Consider the following 20,614-nt stretch of genomic DNA (forward strand, 5'->3'; position numbering starts at 1 on the left):
CCTTTGAGATACAGTTTATGCAATCAGAGCGGTAAAGTCAAGGGGATTTGGGCCCATTTGCATCTTTTCCAGGAAAGTCTTGCAGAATCCGCCCAAATTTACCGGCTGCGGAGGGGAAAAATGCAAATATCCGTGCAGAAAAAGGCCGCCTTCGGCGGCCTTTTGCAGGATGCTGCACGGTTGCGATTCAGCGGTAGCTGATCTTGTCGAGGATGCCGCCGAGCTTGGCGAGCGCGACCCCGTAGTTGGTGATCGGGACCCCCGCCGCGCGGGCCCGTTCGATGCGGGAGAGGACGTAGCGGCGGTTGAACATGCAGGCGCCGCAGTGGATGATCAGATTGTAACCGCTGAGATCCTCCGGGAAGTCGGGGCCGCTGACCACGTCGACGGCGAGGGCCTCACCCACCCGCCTGCGCAGCAGGTGGGGGAGCTTGACGCGCCCGATGTCCTCTTCGAGGGGGGCGTGGGTGCACGCCTCGGCGATGAGCACGCGGGAATCGGGGGTGAGCGCGTCGATCGCGGCGGCCCCCTCGACGAAGGAGGCGATGTCCCCCTTGACGGCCGCCATCAGCACCGAAAAGGAGGTGAGCAGGCTTTCGGGCGGCTTTTTCTGGTAGACGGCGGGGAAGACCTGCGAGTCGGTGATGATGAGGCAGGGCGGCTCCCGCAGGGCCGCGAGGCCCTCGTCGAGCTTGTCGGCCGTGACCGACAGCACGACGCAGCGGTTGTCGAGCAGGTCGCGGATCGTCTGTACCTGTGGCAGGATGAGGCGGCCCTTGGGCGCCTGAATGTCCTGCGGCATGACGAGCAGGACGACGTCCCCCTCGCCGACGAGCCCGGCGGTGATGCTCTTTTTTTCGTAATCCTCGGGCAGCTGGCGGATGACCGCCTCGATCACGTCCTTGACGCCGGTGCGCTCCTTTGCGGAGACGACGATGGGGAAGAGGGAGAACGCGTCATGGATCGCCCTGGCGATCTCGGAGACGTTGCCGAGCAGATCGGCCTTGTTGATGACGGCGACGACCGGCGTGCCGCGTTCCTGCAGCGCCCCGATCCAGTCGGCCTCCAGCGAGACGTCCGCCTCGCAGAAGACGACGATCGCCACGTCGGTCTTTTCGAGCGCGTCGCGCGTGCGCCGGACGCGCAGCGCGCCGAGCTCCCCCTCGTCGTCGAAGCCGGCGGTGTCGATCAGCATGCAGGGCCCGATGCCGTGGATCTCCATCGCCTTGTAGACGGGGTCGGTCGTCGTGCCCGCGACCTCGGAGGTGAGGGCGGTGTCCTGGTTGGTGATCGCGTTGATAAGGGAGGATTTGCCGCTGTTGCGCTTGCCAAAGATGCCGATGTGCAGCCGGTTGGCGCTGGGGGTTGTTGTCAGGCTCATGGAATGGCACTCCTTTTATATGATGCGGTTTCGTGTCCGTCCCCGGCGCCATTGGCGGGGGCGGGCTGCCCGGTCAGAACCGAAAATCGCGCTTGCCCGCGGCGATGTCCGCCAGGTGCTCCACGGTGAGGCGGCGGACCTTCTCGTTCGGGATGAGGGGGACCGTGTCCGCGATCATCTTTTCGCCCTTGGCCTTCGTCTCGGGGGAGGCGTAGTCCTCGAGGTACTCCTTGAGGGTCATGAGCGCGTTGGGATCGCAGCAGTTGCCGATCTGCTGGTTCTTGACGAGGGTCATGAACCGGTCGCCGGTGCGTCCCTCACGGTAGCAGGCGGTGCAGAAGCTCGGGATGTGGCCGAGGTCGAGCAGCCAGCCAACCACCTCGTCGAGGGTGCGGTTGTCGCTGACGTCGAACTGGGCGGAGTTCTCCTCCTCGGCTTCGGCATAGCCGCCGACGCTTGTGCGGGAGGCGCCGGAGATCTGCGAGATGCCCAGGTGCAGCACCTTTTCACGGGTCCTCTGCGATTCGCGCGTCGAGATGATCATGCCGGTGTAGGGGACGGCGACGCGCAGCACGGCGACGATCTTCTGGAAGATCTCGTCCGAGATGGCGTTGTTGAACTCGTCGGGGTCGATGTCGTCGGCGGTGCGCACGCGGGGCACGCTGATCGTGTGCGGGCCGACGCCGAAGACCGCCTCGAGATGCTCGGCGTGCATGAGCAGGCCGACGAAGTCGTATTTATAGAGGTTGAGCCCAAAGAGCACGCCGCAGCCCACGTCGTCGATGCCGCCCTCCATGGCGCGGTCCATCGCCTCGGTGTGGTAGGCGTAGTTGCTCTTCGGCCCCGCCGGATGCAGGTATTCGTAGGACTCTTTATTATAGGTCTCCTGGAAGAGGATATACGTCCCGATACCCGCCTCCTTGAGGCGGCGGTAGTTTTCGACCGTCGTGGCGGCGATGTTGACGTTCACGCGGCGGATCGCGCCGTTTTTGTGCTTGATGCCGTAGATCGTCCCGATGCTCTCGAGCACGTATTCGATCGGGCAGTTGACGGGGTCCTCGCCCGTCTCGAGCGCGAGGCGCTTGTGGCCCATGTCCTGGAGCGCGACGACCTCCCGCACGATGTCCTCCTGGGAGAGCTGCTTGCGGGCGATGTGCTTGTTGTGGTGGTGGTAAGGGCAGTAGCGGCACTCGTTGACGCAGTAGTTGGAGAGGTAGAGGGGGGCGAACATGACGATGCGGTTGCCGTAGTTCTTCTTCTTGATGTCCATCGCGAGCGCGTAGATTTTTTTTATGTAGGCGGGGTCTTCACATTCGAGCAGCACCGCCGCCTCGCGGTGGGAGAGGCCCTTCAGCGTCGCGGCCTTCTCCAGGATCTGATCGATGAGGGGGAAATTCGCCTTGTTCTGTTCGGCGTACGCGAGCGTCTCCCTGATCTCAGCGTCGTCGATGAATTCGGTAGCGACCTTCGACTTCGGATTGTACATTTTCATTCAACCTTTCTTACTGCGGTATTTTTCCCAGACCGAGGATCATATTTTCCAGCTCGGCGCGCTCGGCCTTGATATCGGTATGCCCGAGCGCGGCGGGATAGATTTCATATTTCTGCTTGTAGGCGTCGGGCGTCACCTTGCGCATGATGACGTTTGCCCCGCAGGAGAAGACGTCGTTTTTTTCCTTCCCGTCGATCACCCCGAGGGAGGTGGTGGCGGGCAGGTTCGCCTTCGGCAGCAGCAGCCGCGCGAGCGCGACCGCCCGCTTGGTGAGTTCGGTGCTCCCGTGCGGCAGGTCCCGCAGCGGCGTGTCGGGGTGGGGGATGAAGGGCCCGATGCCCGCCATGTCGCAGCCGATCTCGCGCAGCAGCAGCAGGTCGCGCGCGACCGTCTCGTTCGTCTGGCCGGGCAGCCCGATCATGAACCCGCTGCCAGTCTCAAACCCGAGGGCCTTGAGGGTTTTCAGGCAGGCGATCCGCTCGGAGAGGGTGCCGCAGGGGTGCAGCGAATCGTAGAGGACGGGGTCGGCGGTCTCGTGCTTTAGAAGGTAGCGGTCAGCCCCGCAAGCCCGCAGGTGCGCGTAGTCCTCCCGCGGCATCTCGCCGCAGCTCGCCGTCACCGCCAGTCCCGTCCGCTTGATCTCCCGAATGATCTCCCCGAGCAGCGCGGAGGTAAAAAACGGGTCCTCGCCCGACTGAAGCACGATCGTTTTGTAGCCCGCCTCCCAGGCGGCGCGGGCGGAATCGACCATCTCCTCCGGCGTCATGCGGTAGCGGTCGCAGGCCGTGTTCCTGCTGTTGAGCCCGCAGTAGCGGCACTGCCGCCTGCAGTGGTTGGAAAATTCGAGGATGGCGCGGATGTGCACCACGTCCCCGACCGCCTCCCGACGGACCCGGTCGGCCTCGCGGTAGACGGGGGAGAAGTCCTGTAAAGCCAAAAGCCCTGCCAGCCCGGAAACCGTGTCATTCAGCGTCATGCGGGGGACCTCCTGCCTTGGAATAGACCGTCTTGATGCTGACGCCGGGGAGCATCCCGAGCTTGCCCGAAAGGGAACTGATCACGTTGTTTGGCGCGTCGACGACCACGCTGATGATGCTGACGTTTTTCGCGTGGTAGGGGATGCCCATCCGTCCGACGATGCAGCCCGCGAATTCGTGCAGGATGGCGTTGAGCCGGTCCGCCGCCCGCATGTCCTCCACGATGATGCCGATCAGGGCGATTCTTGTTTCCATCCGTCAGCCTTCCTTTCCGAAGCGGCCGCGTCTCCGCCGCCAAAAAAAGCGCCGCGTCCCCAAAGGCGCGGCGCCGCGTTTGCAGCACAAAAATACCACCGCCTTCTCCGCCGGGCCGAACCCGCGCGCTTTAGAACGATTTGCCTGAAAAGCCTTGATCCGCGGGAGCCCCCTTGGACGCAGGCGATGAAATTGTACCGGATATTTCCCGTTGGCAACATTATAGCACGGGTGGACGGAATTGGCAAGGGAGGCCGGGGACGTCCGGGCGGAGTTGCAAAAAGGGACGGAATTGGGTATACTGTTGCCAAACATCAAGGAACAGGAGCATGGATAACATGATCAGGAAGCTGACCCCGCAGGACAAAACGGATTTTCTCACGCTGCTCGATGAATTTTACCATTCGCCGGCCGTGCTGCACCCCGTCCCGGCGCATTTTTTTGAACGCACCTACGAGCAGGCGGTCTCGGACAGCCCCTATGTGGACGTCTTCCTCCTCGAGCAGGAGGGGAAGCTCGCCGGCTACGGGCAGGTGTCCCTCACCTGGTCGACCGAGGCGGGCGGCATGGTCGTGCTGCTCGAGGAGCTCTACCTGCGTCCCGAATTCCAGGGGAAGGGGCTCGGCAGCGCGTATTTTTCCTTTGTCAGCGAATACTATGCGGGGAAGGCAGCGCGCTTCCGCCTCGAGGTGGAGCCGGATAACGAAGGCGCGCGCAGGCTCTACGGCCGCCTCGGCTACGAAGAACTGCCCTATGTCCAGATGGTCCGCGAACTGGGAAAATGAACGGTCTGTGACGGATTCGTGAATTCACGGGCGGCCCGCTTGTACGGGACGCCGGGTTGTGCTAGGATGGTGGCAGGCCAAAAGAAAGGAACGATAAGATGAAAAAAATGTCTACCGGCGTGGTCGTCCTGATCGCGGTCCTCGCGATCATCGTGATCATCGGAGTCTCCCTTGTCGGGGGGTATAACGGCATCGCCGCGGCGCGCGAAAACGTCGACACCCAGCAGGCGGCGATCCAGACCCAGCTTCAGCGCAGGGCCGACCTGATCCCCAACCTCGTCAACACGGTCAAGGGGCTGGCGGCGCAGGAGCAGTCGGTCATCGACAGCGTCACCGAGGCGCGCGCGCAGCTGGCGGGCGCGCAGGGCATGGGGATGGAGGAGCTGGCCGCGGCCAACGACAATCTCTCCAGCGCGCTCTCCCGGCTGCTGATGGTCGTGGAGAACTATCCGGAAATCCAGTCGAGCCAGGGGTATATCTCGCTGATGGATGAGCTCGCGGGCACCGAGAACCGCATCTCGGTCGCGCGCAACGACTACAACGACGCGGTCAAGAGCTACAACAGCAGGATCATCACCTTCCCGAACCGCCTGGTCGCCGGCATGTTCGGATTCGAGAAGGCGGAGTACTTCACCGCGCCCGAGTCGGCGCAGTCTGCGCCGGACGTGAATTTCGACGCGTAAGCGGAGAGGGACGGGCATGAAAAAGACAGCAGCCATTCTCGCGGCGCTCCTGCTTGTGGCGGCGGCGCTCTGCGGCGCCGCCTATCCGAGCCCGACCAGCGACTTATTTGTAAACGACTATGCCGGCGTGCTTTCGCCGGATACCAAAGCGTATATCATGGAGCAGTCCGCCTCCCTCGCACAGGAGACGGGCGCGCAGATCGTCGTCCTGACGGTGCGGTCGCTCGACGGCGAGGACCCGGCGTCCTACGCGCTGAATGTGGGCCGCCAGTGGGGCATCGGCGACGGGGAGAAGGACAACGGCCTGCTCCTTCTGCTCGCGCCCGACGACGGGGAGATCCGCGTCGAGGTGGGGCGGGGGCTGGAGGGCGCGCTCAACGACGCGAAGGTCGGCCGCATGATCGATGCCTACGCGCTCGAAAGCTACAAGGCGGGCGACTTTGACGCGGGGACCCGCGAGCTCTACAGCGCCCTGCTTTCCGAGACGATGGTGGAGTACGGTCTCGAGGCGCTGCCCGGTTACGAGCCGCGCGACTATGGGGAGGATTCCCGCGAGGGAAACTTCGCCGGGGCGCTCGTGGTCTTCTTTGTCATGATCGCGGTCGTGATGCTCTTCATGCGAGGCGGCCGTCACCGCGGGCGCCGGCACTGGGGCGACGACGACTTCCACGGCGGGCCGTTCATCGGGGGCTTCTTCGGCGGCGGAGGCGGGTTTTCCGGAGGCGGCGGCTTCGGCGGCGGGGGAGGCTTCTCCGGCGGTGGAGGCGGCTTCGGCGGCGGCGGCTCCGGCCGCAGCTTCTGAAACTCGGAAAAAGAGAATGCGAAAACCGGCCCCGGCTTATGCCGGGGCCGGTTTTGCGCGCCGCCCCCGATTGATTTCGGCGGGGCGCGTATGGTATACTGGTGCTGATCAAAAATATTGCGGCAGCAGATAGGATGAAGCGGATGAAATATCAGGTGGTGCTCTGGGACTTTGACGGGACGCTCGTGGACAGCTCGCCCGGCCTCTTCCGGTCGCTTGGCCGGATGTTCGAGCGGATGGGCCGCCCGGTGCCCGGCGAAGAGGTCCTGCGCAAGTTTATCGGCCCGCCGATCGTCTACTCCCTCAAGACCTACACCGGCATGTCGGACGAGGACGCGGAAAAGGCGGTGTGGCTCTTCCGGGAGGACTACGAGGCGGGGGGCTGCTACCTCTCGAAGGTGTACGACGGGCTGCCCGAACTGCTCGGCCGTCTGCGGGAGCGGGGAATCAAAACGGGCGTCGCGACCCTCAAGCCCGAAAAGACCGCCCGGCACCTGCTGGAATACCTCGGGATCGACCACCTGATCGACACCTGCATCGGCAACCGTAACGACGAGAAAGGCGCGATCACCAAGAAGGACATCATCGAAACCGCGCTCGACCGGCTCGGTTGGACGGACAAGTCCCGCGTCGTGCTCATCGGGGACTCGGTCTACGATGCGGACGGCGCGATCACGGCGGGGATCGATTTTGTCGGGGCGGCCTACGGCTTCGGGCTCCTTCCGGAACAGGCGGAGGAGCTGGGCTGCTGCTACGTGGCGGAGTCCCCGGCCGACCTCGAGCCCTTTTTCTTTGGCCCCGGCGATTGCAATGCGGCGGCGGGCGCGGTAAAATAAGAGTGGACCAACAAGCTGGACGGAGGGGTAGCATGGACGCAAATGTCAGCGCGGTACTCGAAAAAAAGATCAACCGGACGATCGGCAATCTGCAAAACAACAAGATGGACGCCTACTATGTCAAGACCTGCGCGGAGGCGGTCGCGCTCGTGAAGGAGCTCTGCCCCGAGGGACAGTCGGTCTCATGGGGCGGTTCGATGACCCTCGCGGAGAGCGGGATCAAGGAGCTGCTGCGCTCGGGGGCCTACCGCTGCCTCGACCGGGAGGCAAAGGGCGCGGACCCCGAAAAGATCCAGCGGGAGGCGTTCTCCTGCGACACCTATTTTTGCAGCAGCAACGCTGTCACCGAGGCGGGGGAGCTCTATAACGTCGACGGCATCGGCAACCGCGTGGCCGCGATGATCTACGGCCCCAAAAGCGTGATCGTCGTCGTGGGCTACAACAAGATCGTGCCCGACCTCGAGGCGGCGCGGGTGCGCATGCGGGACACCGCCGCGCCCGCCAACGCGACCCGCCTCGACCGGCGCACCCCCTGCAAGGTGCTCGGCATCTGCCGCGACTGCCACAGCGACGACCGCATCTGCTGCGACTATGTCGTGATGTCCCAGCAGAAGGTGAAGGGCCGCGTCAAGGTGATCATCGTCGGCGAGCAGCTCGGCTACTGAGCGGAAAAACAGAGAAAAAGCCCCGGGAACGCGCCGCGTTCCCGGGGCTTTTGTGAAGTCAGATCCGCGCGGCCTTCGCGCGCTCGAAGAGGTCCTGGACCTCTTTGGAGGGCTCCCTGTCGAGGAGGGAGACGGCCGCGATCACGGCGAGCGCGAGGGCGAAGCCGGGGGCGAGGGAGTAGAGCCCGGTGGCCGCCAGCACGGGGACGTTTTCCCACAGCACGACGGTCAGCCCGCCGACCACCATGCCGGCGACCGCGCCCTTCATGGTCAGCCGCTTCCAGAAGAGGGAGAGCAGGATGACCGGCCCGAAGGAGGAGCCAAAGCCCGCCCACGCATAGGAGACGAGCCCCATGACCGAGCTGTTCGGGTCGAGCGCGAGCAGGTAGGCGACGACGGCGATCACCATGACGGCGGTGCGTGAGACCCACATGAGCTCCCTGTCGGAGGCGTTCTTGCGGAAGAGCGCCTTGTAGAAGTCGTTGGAGACCGCGGAGGCGGCGACGAGCAGCTGGGAATCGGCGGTGCTCATCGCGGCGGCGAGGATGGCGGAGAGCAGGATTCCTGCGATGAAGCCGGGGAAGAGGCGGGTGACGAGGTCCATGAAGATGACCTCCGCCGCGCCCACGTCGGCGTAGACGCCCCGCCCGCCGAGGAAGGCGATACCCACGATGCCGACGAAGACGGCCGCGCAAAGGGAGATGAGCACCCAGACCATCGCGATGATGCGGCTCTTTTTGATCATCGAGCTGTCCTTGATCGCCATGAAGCGCACGAGGATGTGCGGCATGCCGAAGTACCCGAGGCCCCAGACGAGGCCAGAGACGATCGTGACGAGCGCGACCCTGCCGGACGCGTCGGCGAAGAGGTTGAGGTAGTTGGGGCCTCCGAAGCCCGCGATCAGCTCGGGGGAGATGCCCGAGGTGGTGAAGGCGGCGGCGACCGGCACGATGATGAGCGCGGCGAACATCAGCATCCCCTGGATGAAATCGGTCCAGCAGGCGGCCAGGAAGCCGCCGAGGAAGGTGTAGGAGATGATGATGACCGCGCCGACGGTCAGCGCCACGACGTAGTCGAAGTGGAAGACGTACTGGAAGAGTTTCGCGCCGGTGCTGAAGGCGGAGGCGGTGTAGACGAGGAAAAAGACGAAGATGATCACCGCGCAGACGCTGCGGATCGCGGTGGACTTGCTGCAAAAGCGGTTTTGCAGATACTGCGGGATGGTGATCGAGTCGTCGGCGACGTAGGTGAACTTGCGCAGGCGCACGGCGACGAGCTTCCAGTTGAAATAGGTGCCGAGCGCGAGGCCGATGGCGATCCACGCGGCGGAGAGCCCCGACCAGAAGGCCGCGGCGGGAAGCCCGAGCAGCAGCCAGCCGGACATGTCGGAGGCCTGCGCGCTCAGCGCGGTGACCCAGCTCCCGAGGCTCCGGCCTCCGAGGAAATAGTCGGAGATGTTGTTGGACTTTCGGTAGAAGTAGAAGCCGATCCACACCATCAGGGCGAAATAGATGATGAATGCGATCAGGATGCCGATGTCAAGCTGCATGGCGGTTCCTCCTCATTTTCGTGCTTGGATGTCGGATGGGGCGCTTTCGCTCATTGCCGCAATGATGAGCTGCAAAACTTACCCATTATTATACAAAATTCCCCAATTCAATGCAAGGGCGGATTTCAAAAGTTGCAGAATTTCTGTTGACAGCGGGGAAAATATGCGTATAATTAGAATCTATCAGGGCAATGCAGTCTTTACTACCTTTTCGGAGGCTTTTGGCATATGTTCAACCGGATTTCCAAGAGAATCGCTTCGATGCTGGCCGCGCTTTTCTGTGCGGTCTGCCTCGCTACCCCTTCTTTCGCGCTCATTCCGAATACGGGCGACGGTTCCGGGATGCTCCTGCCGATTATGGGCGGGCTTCTTGTGGTATCCGTAATCCTTATTATTATCTATGTCGTACTGTCCGCAAAGAAGAAAAAGTAGCAATTTAGGGACGATTTTCACGACCTTCCCGGATTGCGGGAAGGTTTTTTTATATACTTTTTCCAGTTGCTTTTGCATGAATCGTTTTTGTACATTTCATACTTTATTGATGCAGTATTTTAAAGCGCATTTGTGGAAAAGCTGGAAATTCTTTCGTTGCCTTGTGAATAATCATGCAGAATGCTATAATCAAACTTAACGCTTTCGCAGAAGGGAGCGCCTATGCTGACCAATCTCAAACGGATCGTCGTGGTCGTCGGCCACTACGGCAGCGGGAAGACCAATTTTTCGGTCAACCTCGCGGTGGACCTGAAGGCCGCCGGCCGGGACGTGATCCTCGTCGACCTCGACATTGTAAACCCCTATTTCCGCAGCGCCGATTTCGGCGCGCTGCTGGAGGAGAAGGGGATCGGGCTGATCGCGCCCGTCTACGCGCGGTCCAACCTCGACGTGCCCGCCCTCGACGGGCGCCTGGACGCCGTCATCGAATCGGAAAAGACGCTGGTGATCGACGTGGGCGGCGACGACGCGGGCGCGGCCGCGCTCGGCCGCTACAGCGCCATGATCAGAGAGGCGGGCGGATGCGACATGCTCTACGTCGTGAACGCCTACCGCTATCTCACCCGGACGAGCGAGGAGGCCGCCGAGATCCTCGGGGAGATCGAGCGGAAGGCCCGGCTGAAGGTGACGGCGGTGGTCAACAATTCCAACCTCGCGGACATCACGACGGCGGGCGACATCGTTTCGTCGGCGGAATATGCCGAGGAGACGGCGCGGCGGTACGGCATCCCCGTGCTCTGCACGACGGCGTGGAAAAAGCTCGCCGCCGAGGTGGGGGAGAAGCTGCCCGGCCGGGAGATCTATCCGGTGGATATTTATGTAAAAAAACCGTGGGAAGTCTAGAGGCCCCACGGCGGTATAGAGTTAAGGAGGTGTTTTTGTAATGGCGAAGATGACGGTGAACCGTGACATCTGTAAAGGCTGCGGCCTGTGTGTGGAAGTCTGCCCGAAGAAGATCGTTTTTCTGGATAAATCGGTACTGAACGGAAAAGGGTACCATCCCGCTACCGTGACGGATATGGAGAGCTGCATCGGCTGCGCGATGTGCGCGACGATGTGCCCCGACTGTGCAATTACCGTTGAGAAATAGCGGCCTCAAACAGAATTGATCCACGAAAGGCAGTGAAGTTATGTCATCCACGCAAAAAATGTTAATGAAGGGGAATGAGGCGCTCGCGGAAGCGGCGATCCAGGCGGGCTGCCACCATTTCTTCGGCTACCCCATCACCCCGCAGACGGAAGTCGCGGCGTATATGGCCAAAAAGATGCCCAAGATCGGCGGTACATATATGCAGGCGGAGTCGGAGATCGCCGCGATCAACATGGTCTACGGCGCGGCCTCCGCGGGCGTGCGCGCCATGACCTCCTCCTCTTCCCCGGGCATCTCCCTCAAATCCGAGGGGATCTCCTATCTGGCGGGCTCCGACCTGCCCTGCCTGATCGTCAACGTCCAGCGCGGCAGCCCGGGGCTCGGCGGCATCCAGCCCTCCCAGGCCGACTACTGGCAGTCCACCCGCGCCCCCGGCCACGGCGACCTGCACGTGCTTGTCTTCGCCCCCTCCTCCATCCAGGAGATGGTCGACATGGTGTTTGACGCGTTCGACCTCGCCGACTGCTACCGTATGCCCGCGATGATCCTCGCGGACGGCATGCTCGGCCAGATGATGGAGCCGATTTCCTTCCCTGAAAAGCAGGTCAAGACCTACGACAAGAGCGGCTGGTCGACCAGCGGCCACCAGCACAAGCGCGCCCACCACATCGTCAACTCCCTCTACCTCCAGCCGGAGGAGCTGGAAGCCAAAATCCTCGAGCGCTTCCAGCGCTATGAGGAGGTCAAGGCGAAGCACACCCGCTGCGAGGAGTACCTCATGGAGGACGCGGAATACGTCGTCGTCGCCTACGGCGCGACCTCCCGCATCGTCCGCAGCTCGGTCAACTCCGCGCGGGAAAAGGGGATCAAGGTCGGTCTTATCCGCCCGCTGACCCTCTGGCCGTATCCGTACGCGCCGATCGAAAAGGCGGCCGAGCGCGGCGCAAAGGCGTTTTTGAGCGTCGAGATGAGCATGGGCCAGATGGTGGACGACGTGCGCATCGCCGTGAACGGCAGGGCGCCCGTATCCTTCTTCGGACGCACCGGCGGCGTCATCCCGACCCCCGCCGAGGTGCTCTCCGAAATCGAAAAAATGGCAGGAGGTGACCGGTAATGGCCGTCGTCTATCAAAGACCCCACGCGCTGCTGGATGTCAGCACCCACTATTGCCCCGGCTGCACCCACGGCATCATCCATAAGCTGGTCGCGCAGGCGCTCGACGAGCTCGATATCGAAGGCCGCACGATCGGCATCGCGCCGGTCGGCTGCTCGGTCATGGCGTACAACTATTTCGGCTGCGACATGATCGAGGCCGCGCACGGCCGCGCCCCCGCGATCGCGACGGGCGTCAAGCGTTCGCTGCCCGACAGCGTCGTCTTCACCTACCAGGGCGACGGCGACCTCGCCGCCATCGGCACTGCCGAGACGGTCCACTCCGCGACCCGCGGTGAAAACATCACGATCATCTTCGTCAACAACGCGATCTACGGTATGACCGGCGGCCAGATGGCCCCGACCACCCTGCCCGGGCAGGTCACCCAGACGACCCCCTACGGCCGCGACGTGTCCTACTCCGGCTTCCCGATCCATGTGTGCGAGATGCTCTCCACCCTCGACGGCGTGGCCTACGCCGAGCGCGTCTCGGTGGACAGCGTCCCCAACATCCGCAAGGCGGGCGCCGCGATCAAGAAGGCGTTCAAATGCCAGGTGGAAAAGAAGGGCTTCTCGATCGTCGAGGTGCTCTCCGCCTGCCCGACCAACTGGGGCCTTACCCCCTCGGAGGCGCTCCAGTGGCTGCGTGACAACATGATGCCCTACTACCCGCTGGGCGTTTACACCGATAAGACGGAGAAGGGGGTGCGTCCGTAATGCTGAGTATCCTGCTCGCAGGCTTCGGCGGCCAGGGCGTCCTGTTCGCCGGCAAGATCATGGCCTATTCCGGGCTCATCGAGGACAAATACGTCTCCTGGCTGCCCTCCTATGGGCCCGAGATGCGCGGCGGCACCGCCAACTGCTCGGTCTGCATCTCCGACGAGCCGATCGGCTCCCCGCTGGTGCTCAACCCCGACGTGCTCGTCGCGATGAACCTGCCCTCCTACGACAAGTTCATCGACAAGGTCGCCCCGGGCGGCATCGCCGTGGTGGACAGCTCGCTCATCGCCAAGAAGAGCGACCGCACCGACATCAGCTGCTTCTACGTCCCCGCCACCGAAAAGGCGGATTCCGAGGGCCTCAAGGGGCTCTCCAACAACATCCTGCTCGGCAAGGTCCTGCAGGAGGCGAAGTTCGCGTCGCTGGAGACGGTCGAGGCGGCCGTGGCCAAGTGCGTGCCGCCCAAAAAGCAGCACCTGCTCGAGCCGAACATGCGCGCCATCAAGCTGGGCATGAGCCTCTGAGAGGCGGCCCGGACTCGCGGCCCGGAAGGAATTTCCTTCCGGGCCGTTTCCATGCCCGCCGGGCGCGGCATTTCCGGGGAAAAGGCGCGGGCGGGAAAAATCCCCGCCCGCTTGTCCGCCGGGAGGGGATTGTGGTAGAATAGGAAGCATGAATGGAGGTGGAACGGATGCTGCATCTGATTCTGGGCGCGGCCGGCACCGGCAAGACGGCGCTGCTGCACGAGAGGATCGCGGAGTGCGTGCGCGGCGGCGGAAAGGCGGTCCTGCTGGTGCCCGAGCAGTATTCGTTCGAGAGCGAGAAGACCCTCTACCGGAGGCTCGGCGCGAAGGACGCGCTGTCTGTGGAGGTGCTGAGCTTTACACGCCTCTGCGACCGGATCTTCCGGGAGTACGGCGGGCTGGCGGGGGTGCACCTCGACGAGACGGCCAAGGTGCTGCTCATGAGCGTCGCGCTCGGCGAGATCGGCGGAGAGCTGTGCGCTTACCGCAAAAACGTCTCGGGCGCTGCGTTCGCCGCCACGATGTGCGAGGCGGTCGGCGAGCTCAAGACCGCGGGCGCGGACCCCGAAACACTGCGCGCCGCGGCGGCGGACGCGTCGGAGGACCTGCGGGACAAGCTCTCCGACGTGGCGCTCATCTTCGACGCCTACCAGGCGCTGATCGAGCGCGGCTACTGCGACCCGGACGACAGCCTGCGCCGCGCCTGCCGGAAGCTCGAGGGGCGGGGGTTCTTCGCGGAGTACAGCGTCTTTATCGACGGGTTCATGGCGTTCATGGGCGCGGAGTGGAAGCTGCTCGGACGGATTCTGGAGGGGAGCCCGGCGGTGTGGGCGGCGCTGCCCTGCGACGGCCTTTCCTGCGCCGACGAGACGGGCGCGTTCGCCGCGGCCGCGCAGACCGCCAACCGGCTGGTGCGCGACGCGAAGGCGGCGGGGGTCCCCGTCGCGGCGCCGGTCGTCCTGCGGGAGCCCCGGCGGTTCGCGCGGCCGGCGCTCGCGCACATCGCCGTAGCCTTTTCCGACGCCGCGCCCGAGGGGTGCGAAACGCATGAGGGGGTGAAGCTCGCCGCGTGCGAGGACCTCTACGACGAGCTGGAGTTCGTCGCCTCGCGCATCTGCGCGCTCGTGCGGGAGGAGGGCTGCCGCTACCGTGACATCGCGGTGATCGGGCGGGACCTCGACCGCTACCTCGTGCCGCTCGAGACGGTCTTCACGCGCTATGAGATCCCCTTCTTCGCCGATCTGCGGGCCGATATCCAGGTGCACCCGTTCGCGGCGGGGCTGCTGGCCGCGCTCGACGCGGCGCGCAGCGGGTTCCATTCCGAACACCTGCTCGCGCTCGCCAAAAACTGCGTCACCGGCATCGGCCCGGCCGAAGCGGGGGAACTGGAGAACTACTGCTTCGTCTGGGGGGTCTCGGACGCGGCGTGGCGGGCGGACTTCACCAACAACCCCGACGGGATGTCGGAGGGCTTCACCGAGGAGCAGGCGGAACGGCTGGGGCGGATCAACGAGACCCGCCGAAAGCTGGTCGGCCCGCTCGTGACGCTGCGGCGCGAGCTTGCCGACTGCGACGGGCGCGGCTTTGCCGCGGCGGCGTTCGGGTGGTTCGAGCGGGTGAAGGCGGCGGAGCACCTTCAGGAGGCCGCCGCCGGGATGGAGGAAGGGGAGCAGAAACGCTTCCTTGAGATGTCGGCGCAGGTGTGGGAGGCGCTGCTCGGCCTGCTCGACGTGTTCGGCGGGGCGCTCGCCGACGTGCGCCTGCCGCTTGGGCGGCTGATCGATCTGCTGCGCATGGGGATTTCCGCCGCCGACATCGGGCTCATCCCACAGACGATCGACCAGGTGATCGTCGGCGCGGCCGACCGCATCCGGCCGGACAGTCCGCGCGCCGTCTTTGTGATCGGCTTCAACGAGGGGGTCTTCCCGCGCTGGGAGACGTCGGCGGGCATCTTTTCCGCCGCCGAGCGCGACCTGCTCAAGGCGCGCGGGGTGGACCTGCTGCGCACGCCGGGACAGACGGCGCTCTTCGAGCGGTATTATGTCTATTTTGCGCTCACACAGGCGTCCGAGCGGCTGTGCGTCAGCTGGCCGCTGCGGGATACGGCGGGGGCGGCGCTCGCCCCTTCGTCCGCGCTTGACCGGGTGCGCGCGCTGACCGGATGCCCGGTGGAGTCCTCTCTGGAGGGGCCGCTCGGGCGGGTGGCCAACGAGCGCACCGCCTTTGACGAGCTGGCGCGCGGCTGGCGGGAACGGACGCCCGCCGAGGCGTCCCTGCGCGCGTGGTTTTCCGCGCGGGAGCCCGCGCGGATGGAGGCGCTCGCGCGGTGCGCCGGGACGAGGGGATTTTCCATCGGAGACCGCGCGGCGGCGCGCGCCCTCTTCGGCGCGCAGGTGCGCATCTCCCCGTCGCGCGCCGAGCAGTATTACCAGTGCCCGTTTTCCTATTTCTGTAAGGCGGGCCTGCGGATCAGCCCCCGCCGCAGGGTGGAGTTCAACCCGATCGAGTCGGGCTCCCTCATCCACCTCGTGCTCGAAAAGATGGTGAAAAAATACGGCGGGCGCGGGCTTTCCGCGCTCGACGACGCGCGGCTGGAGCGGGAGGTCACCGAGATCATCGAGACGGACCTCTCCGCCAAGATCGCAAACCTCGACGAGATGCCCGCGCGCTTCCGGTACCTCTTCCGGCGGTTGGTGGGCACCCTTGTGCGGCTGCTGCGGCGGCTGGCGATGGAATTCGCCCAGAGCGAGTTTGAGCCGGCGGCCTTCGAGCTGCCGATCAATCTCGAAGCGGAGATGAAGCCCCTCGACCTGCGCGCCCCAGACGGCACGCGGGTGATCGTCGAGGGGATCGTCGACCGGATGGACGTCCTCGAGCGGGAGGGGGTCCGCTATGTGCGGGTCGTCGACTACAAATCGGGACACAAGAGCTTCAACCTCTCGGACGTCTGTTACGGGCTCAACATGCAGATGCTCATCTACCTCTTTTCGATCTGCGAGAACGCGCCCGGGGGCGGCGCGGTCCCGGCGGGCGTGCTCTACATGCCCGCGCGCGACAGCGTCGTTTCGGCGGAGCGGGGCGCCACGGAGGGCGAGGTGCGCGCGGAACAGCAAAAACGCCTGCGGATGAACGGCATCCTGCTCGAGGACCGGGAGGTCCTCTCGGCGATGGAGCCGGGCCTCGCGGGGCTCTATATCCCCGTCAGGACGAAAAAGGACGGCTCCTTCGACGCGCACAGCCAGCTCGCCACCCTCGAACAGATGGGGACCATCCGGCGGCAGGTCGAGCGACTGCTCATTGAGCTGGCGGACAGCCTCGCGGGCGGGAAGATCGACGCGGCGCCGGTCGACGGGCTGAGCGACTACCGGCCGTGCGACTGGTGCGACTACCACGCGGTCTGCGGGCATGAGGATTCCGACGCGGTGAGAAAGCTCGCGGAGCTGGACCGCGCGGCCGCGCTCAAGGCGATGGAAGGGGATGAGGCGGATGGCTGAGCGTCAGTGGACCCCCCGGCAGCGGGACGCGATCGAAGCGCGCGGCGGGACGGTGCTCGTCTCGGCGGCGGCGGGTTCGGGCAAGACGGCGGTGCTCGTCGAACGGGCGGTCGGGCGCATCCTCGACCCCGGGCAGCCGGTCGACGCCGACCGGCTGCTCGTCGTGACCTTTTCCAACGCGGCGGCGCTCGAAATGAAGCAGCGGATCATGGCGAGGGTGGCGGCGCTGGCCGCCGAACACCCCGAAAACGCCCGCCTGCGCCGCCAGCAGCTGCTGCTCGGGCGGGCGCAGATCAGCACGATCCACGCCTTTTGCAGCGAGCTTATCCGGCAGAATTTCCAGCTGCTCGGCATCGCCTCCAACATCCGCACGGGGGACGAGAAGGAGCTTGAGGTCCTGCGGCGGGACTGCGCGCGCGGCGTGGTGGAGGAGTTCTTTGCGCGGGAGGACGGCGGGCGGTTTGCCCGGCTCGTCGAGCTGCTCAGCACCGGGCGCGACGACAGCCGCGTCTTTACCACCCTCTTCTCCCTCTACGACTTCGTGCGCTCCCATCCCTTCTACCACGGCTGGATGGAGGCGAAGCACTCCTATTATAATGAGGGGGTGCCGGTCGCCGATTCGATCTGGGGCAAGTGCATCCTCGGCTACGCCGCCGACGCGCTCGGGCACGCCTGCGCGCTCTGCGGGCGCGCGCTGTCCCTCGTGGAGGAGGACGAGACGCTCTCGAACGCCTACGGCGGCGCGCTGCGGGCCGACCTGCGGCAGCTCGAACGGGTGCGGGAATCGGTCGCGGCGCGCGACTGGGACGGGACCTGCAAGCGGCTGGGGAGCTTCGTCTTTGAGAAGCTGCGCCCCGTCCGGGGGGACGACCCCCGCAAGGGGGCGGCGCAGGCGCTGCGCAAGAGCGTCCGGGGAATCGTCGAGACGCTGCGGGACCGGCAGTTCTGCGCCACGGCGGCCGAGTTCTCCGAGGACGTCGCCGACCTGCGCCCGATGGTGGAGACCCTCTTCGAGCTGGTGGAGGCGTTCGACCGGGCGTTCACCGAACAGAAGCGGCAGAAAAACCTGATGGATTTTTCCGATATGGAGCAGTACGCGATCGCGCTGCTCGTGCGGCCCGCGGGGGAGGGGTACGTCAAGACCCCGCTCGCCCGGGCGGTGTCGGAGCGCTACGACGAGGTACTCGTCGACGAGTTCCAGGACACCAACGCGGCGCAGGAGATCATCTTCCGGGCCGTCTCGCAGAAGGAGCGGAACCTCTTCCTCGTCGGGGACGTCAAGCAGAGCATCTACCGCTTCCGCCAGGCCTGCCCCGAGCTCTTCATGGAGAAGAAAAAACGCTACGCCCCCTACGACGGCAAACAGTTCCCGGCGAAGATCACGCTCGGGAAGAACTTCCGCAGCGCGCCGGAGGTGACGGGCGGGGTAAACTTCCTGTTTTCGCTGCTCATGAGCGAGGAGATCGGGGAGATCGACTACAACGAGGAGGAGGCGCTCATCCCCGGCAGGAGCTTCCCCGAGGGGACGCCCGCCGGATGCGGGCTGCGCCTTCTGGACCTCACGGGCTACGCGGGGGAGCGGACCCGCGCGCAGGTCGAGGCGGACTACGTCGCCGATGAGATCGCCGGGATGCTCGAGCGCGGGGAGCTCGTCGCGGAGGGGGACGCCCTGCGGAAGATCCGCCCGTCGGACGTCTGCATCCTGCTGCGCTCCCCCTCCGGACGGGCGCAGACCTATCTGGAGGCGCTGCAAAAGAGGGGCGTGCCCGTCTGGGCGGAGCCGAAGAGCGGCTTTCTCACCTCGAAGGAGGTCGCGCCGGTCGTCGCGCTGCTGCGGGTGATCGACAACCCCCTGCTCGACGTCGACCTCGCGGCGGCGATGATGTCCGCCCTCTTCGACTTTACCGCCGACGAGATGGCGCATATCCGCCTTGCCGACCGGCGCGCGCCCCTCTACACGGCGGTGCAGAGGCGCGCCGGAGAGGGGGACGCGCACTGCCTGGAATTCTGCGGGACGCTCGCGCGGCTGCGGCGGTTCGCGGCGGGCGCGACCGCCGACGCGGTCATCCGCCGCGTCTACGACGAGTGCGGCTGCCTTGCCAAGGCGCAGGTGATGCGGATGGGCGCTTCCCGCCGCGCGAACCTGCTGCTGCTCGTGCAGTACGCCTGCGACTACCACGCGAGCGGCTACCGGGGGCTTTCGGGGTTCGTCGGGTTCGTCGACCGGCTGATCGAGCGGGGAGGCGACTTCGCGCCTGCGGCGAGCCTGTCGGAGCAGGCGGACGTCGTGCGGATCATGAGCATCCACCGCTCGAAGGGGCTGGAATTCCCCGTCGTCTTCCTCTGCGACTGCGCCAAGCAGTTCAACCGTCAGGATTTGAACGGCACGACCCTGCTGCACACCGAGCTGGGCTTTGCCTGCGTGCGCCGCGATCCCAAATTGCAGACGCAGTTTTCCACCGTGCCGATGCAGGCGCTGCGGCTGGCGATCGAGCGGTCGATGCTCTCGGAGGAGCTGCGGGTGCTCTATGTGGCGCTCACCCGCGCCAAGCAGCGGCTCATCCTGACCGGGACGCTCATCAGGCCGGGGGAGAAGCTCGCGGGGCTGGCCTGCGCGCCGGAGGGGAACGGCAAGCTGCCGCCCTACCAGGTGCGCGGCGCGGCGAGCTATCTCGACTGGGTCCTGATGGCGGCGGTCCACCACCCCGGCGCGGCAGGACTGCTGGCGCAGTACGGCGTCGAGGCCGGCGCCGTTCCGGCGCAGGCCGCGTTTTCGGCCGCCGTCCTGCCCGTTGGGGGCGACCCGCCCGCGGCGGGGGAGACGGCGGAGGAGACGCCGCCCCCGCCCGACCCGGCGCTCACCGGGGCGCTGGAGCGGCGGCTCGCCTGGCGCTATCCCTTCGCGCCCGAGACGCGGATCCCCACCAAGATGGCGGTTTCGCAGATCTCCAAGGGAGAGCTCGCCAAAAGCTACCGCTTCGCGGGACGGCCCGCCTTTTTGCAGGAGCGGGGGCTCACCGCCGCGCAGCGAGGCAGCGCGCTCCACAAGTTCATGCAGTTTTCCGACTACCGCGCGGCGGCAAAGGACGTCGCCGCCGAGCTCGAACGGATGGCGCGGGAGGGCTTCCTCTCCCGGCAGGAGGCGGACGCCATCGACGCGGGAAAGCTCGCGGCGTTCTTCCGCTCGCCGCTGGCGGGGCGCATCTTCCGCGCGGACAGGGTGTGGCGGGAGCTGCGCTTTCTGGCCGAGGTGGGGAGGGAGACGCTCGGGGCGTATACCGACCTCTTCGACGCGGGCGGAAAAACGGCAGTCCAGGGCGTGGCCGACTGCGTCTTCGCGGAAGACGGCGGCGCGGTGATCGTCGACTACAAGACCGACCATGTCAGGACGCCCGCGGAGCTGGTCGAACGCTACCGGGTGCAGCTTGAGCTCTACCGGAAGGTGCTCGGCGACGCGCTGGGCATGCCGGTCAGGGAGTGCGTGCTCTATTCCTTCGCGCTGTCAAAGGAAATCATCATTTAGGGGTTGACATCCGCGCATGCGCGTGGTATCATAATTCGGTAAACAAAGTAGAGCAGTTTCTGTTCTCACCTCGCCGCCGGTGGGCGGCTGGTCAATAGCGATTTCCCCTGCGGGGGAGACTGTGGTTGATTTTACGAGCGTGGGCGGTTTCTGCCCACGCTCGTTTTCAATTCAATGCAAAAAAGGCTTTGGAG

18 protein-coding genes are annotated in these 20,614 nt (G+C 65.2%); 13 read left to right on the forward strand and 5 right to left on the reverse strand.

Features of this window, described 5'->3' with window-relative positions:
• Positions 1 to 187: 187 nt before the first annotated feature.
• The 4 genes from hydF to NE609_RS00720 form a co-directional block, all read right to left on the reverse strand.
• The gene (hydF, locus tag NE609_RS00705; protein WP_256151388.1) at positions 188 to 1,381 is read right to left on the reverse strand and encodes a [FeFe] hydrogenase H-cluster maturation GTPase HydF; all 1,194 of its coding nucleotides are present in this window, start codon (positions 1,379 to 1,381) and stop codon (positions 188 to 190) included.
• Between the two features lie 73 nt (positions 1,382 to 1,454).
• Positions 1,455 to 2,867, reverse strand: a complete 1,413-nt coding sequence (gene hydG, locus NE609_RS00710; RefSeq protein ID WP_256151389.1) for a [FeFe] hydrogenase H-cluster radical SAM maturase HydG — start codon at positions 2,865 to 2,867, stop codon at positions 1,455 to 1,457.
• Positions 2,868 to 2,883: 16 nt separating this feature from the next.
• Positions 2,884 to 3,849: a [FeFe] hydrogenase H-cluster radical SAM maturase HydE gene (gene hydE, locus NE609_RS00715; protein WP_256151390.1), complete on the reverse strand. Its 966-nt coding sequence runs from the start codon at positions 3,847 to 3,849 to the stop codon at positions 2,884 to 2,886.
• Positions 3,836 to 4,105 (reverse strand): TM1266 family iron-only hydrogenase system putative regulator, encoded by a 270-nt coding sequence (locus NE609_RS00720; protein WP_121585740.1) that lies wholly within the window; start codon positions 4,103 to 4,105, stop codon positions 3,836 to 3,838. The genes hydE and NE609_RS00720 overlap by 14 nt, the downstream gene beginning before the upstream one ends.
• A gap of 338 nt (positions 4,106 to 4,443) precedes the next feature.
• On the opposite strand from NE609_RS00720, the gene NE609_RS00725 reads away from it, so the two are divergent.
• The 5 genes from NE609_RS00725 (at position 4,444) to NE609_RS00745 (ending at position 7,876) form a co-directional block, all read left to right on the forward strand.
• Complete coding sequence (locus NE609_RS00725; RefSeq protein ID WP_256151391.1) at positions 4,444 to 4,890, forward strand: GNAT family N-acetyltransferase; 447 nt, start codon at positions 4,444 to 4,446, stop codon at positions 4,888 to 4,890.
• Positions 4,891 to 4,988: 98 nt separating this feature from the next.
• Positions 4,989 to 5,573, forward strand: coding sequence for a LemA family protein (locus tag NE609_RS00730; RefSeq protein WP_199724006.1), 585 nt, complete (start codon positions 4,989 to 4,991; stop codon positions 5,571 to 5,573).
• A gap of 16 nt (positions 5,574 to 5,589) precedes the next feature.
• On the forward strand, positions 5,590 to 6,375 hold the full coding sequence (locus NE609_RS00735; RefSeq protein WP_256151392.1) for a YgcG family protein: 786 nt from the start codon (positions 5,590 to 5,592) through the stop codon (positions 6,373 to 6,375).
• Positions 6,376 to 6,518: 143 nt separating this feature from the next.
• A complete protein-coding gene (locus NE609_RS00740) occupies positions 6,519 to 7,211 on the forward strand; it encodes an HAD hydrolase-like protein (RefSeq protein ID WP_172439219.1) in 693 nt (230 codons plus the stop codon).
• A 32-nt stretch (positions 7,212 to 7,243) separates the two neighbouring features.
• Positions 7,244 to 7,876, forward strand: coding sequence for a lactate utilization protein (locus NE609_RS00745; protein WP_101550937.1), 633 nt, complete (start codon positions 7,244 to 7,246; stop codon positions 7,874 to 7,876).
• Positions 7,877 to 7,934: 58 nt separating this feature from the next.
• Here the strand turns inward: NE609_RS00745 and putP are convergent, their stop codons facing one another.
• Complete coding sequence (putP, locus tag NE609_RS00750) at positions 7,935 to 9,425, reverse strand: sodium/proline symporter PutP (protein WP_121585736.1); 1,491 nt, start codon at positions 9,423 to 9,425, stop codon at positions 7,935 to 7,937.
• A gap of 228 nt (positions 9,426 to 9,653) precedes the next feature.
• Between putP and NE609_RS00755 the strand changes: the two genes are divergently transcribed.
• From NE609_RS00755 to addA, 8 genes are all read left to right on the forward strand, one after another.
• Entirely contained in the window at positions 9,654 to 9,857 is a 204-nt protein-coding gene (locus NE609_RS00755; RefSeq protein WP_121585735.1) for a hypothetical protein, read from the forward strand.
• Between the two features lie 222 nt (positions 9,858 to 10,079).
• Positions 10,080 to 10,760, forward strand: coding sequence for a cobalamin biosynthesis protein CobQ (locus tag NE609_RS00760; RefSeq protein ID WP_256151393.1), 681 nt, complete (start codon positions 10,080 to 10,082; stop codon positions 10,758 to 10,760).
• A 40-nt stretch (positions 10,761 to 10,800) separates the two neighbouring features.
• Positions 10,801 to 11,007 carry a 4Fe-4S binding protein gene (locus NE609_RS00765; RefSeq protein ID WP_101550929.1) on the forward strand — a complete coding sequence of 69 codons (207 nt, stop codon included), beginning with the start codon at positions 10,801 to 10,803 and terminating at the stop codon, positions 11,005 to 11,007.
• 40 nt (positions 11,008 to 11,047) lie between these two features.
• Positions 11,048 to 12,121 (forward strand): 3-methyl-2-oxobutanoate dehydrogenase subunit VorB, encoded by a 1,074-nt coding sequence (locus tag NE609_RS00770; RefSeq protein ID WP_256151394.1) that lies wholly within the window; start codon positions 11,048 to 11,050, stop codon positions 12,119 to 12,121.
• On the forward strand, positions 12,121 to 12,876 hold the full coding sequence (locus NE609_RS00775) for a thiamine pyrophosphate-dependent enzyme (protein ID WP_101550925.1): 756 nt from the start codon (positions 12,121 to 12,123) through the stop codon (positions 12,874 to 12,876). The genes NE609_RS00770 and NE609_RS00775 overlap by 1 nt, the downstream gene beginning before the upstream one ends.
• Entirely contained in the window at positions 12,876 to 13,403 is a 528-nt protein-coding gene (locus NE609_RS00780; RefSeq protein ID WP_121585731.1) for a 2-oxoacid:acceptor oxidoreductase family protein, read from the forward strand. The genes NE609_RS00775 and NE609_RS00780 overlap by 1 nt, the downstream gene beginning before the upstream one ends.
• Before the next feature lie 167 nt (positions 13,404 to 13,570).
• Positions 13,571 to 16,897: a PD-(D/E)XK nuclease family protein gene (locus tag NE609_RS00785; RefSeq protein ID WP_256151395.1), complete on the forward strand. Its 3,327-nt coding sequence runs from the start codon at positions 13,571 to 13,573 to the stop codon at positions 16,895 to 16,897.
• Positions 16,890 to 20,420, forward strand: coding sequence for a helicase-exonuclease AddAB subunit AddA (gene addA, locus NE609_RS00790; RefSeq protein WP_256151396.1), 3,531 nt, complete (start codon positions 16,890 to 16,892; stop codon positions 20,418 to 20,420). The genes NE609_RS00785 and addA overlap by 8 nt, the downstream gene beginning before the upstream one ends.
• The last annotated feature ends 194 nt before the right edge of the window (positions 20,421 to 20,614 follow it).

The sequence above is a fragment of the Anaerotruncus sp. DFI.9.16 genome (assembly GCF_024461615.1).
In the GTDB taxonomy this organism is placed as follows: Bacteria; Bacillota; Clostridia; order Oscillospirales; family Ruminococcaceae; genus Anaerotruncus; species Anaerotruncus massiliensis.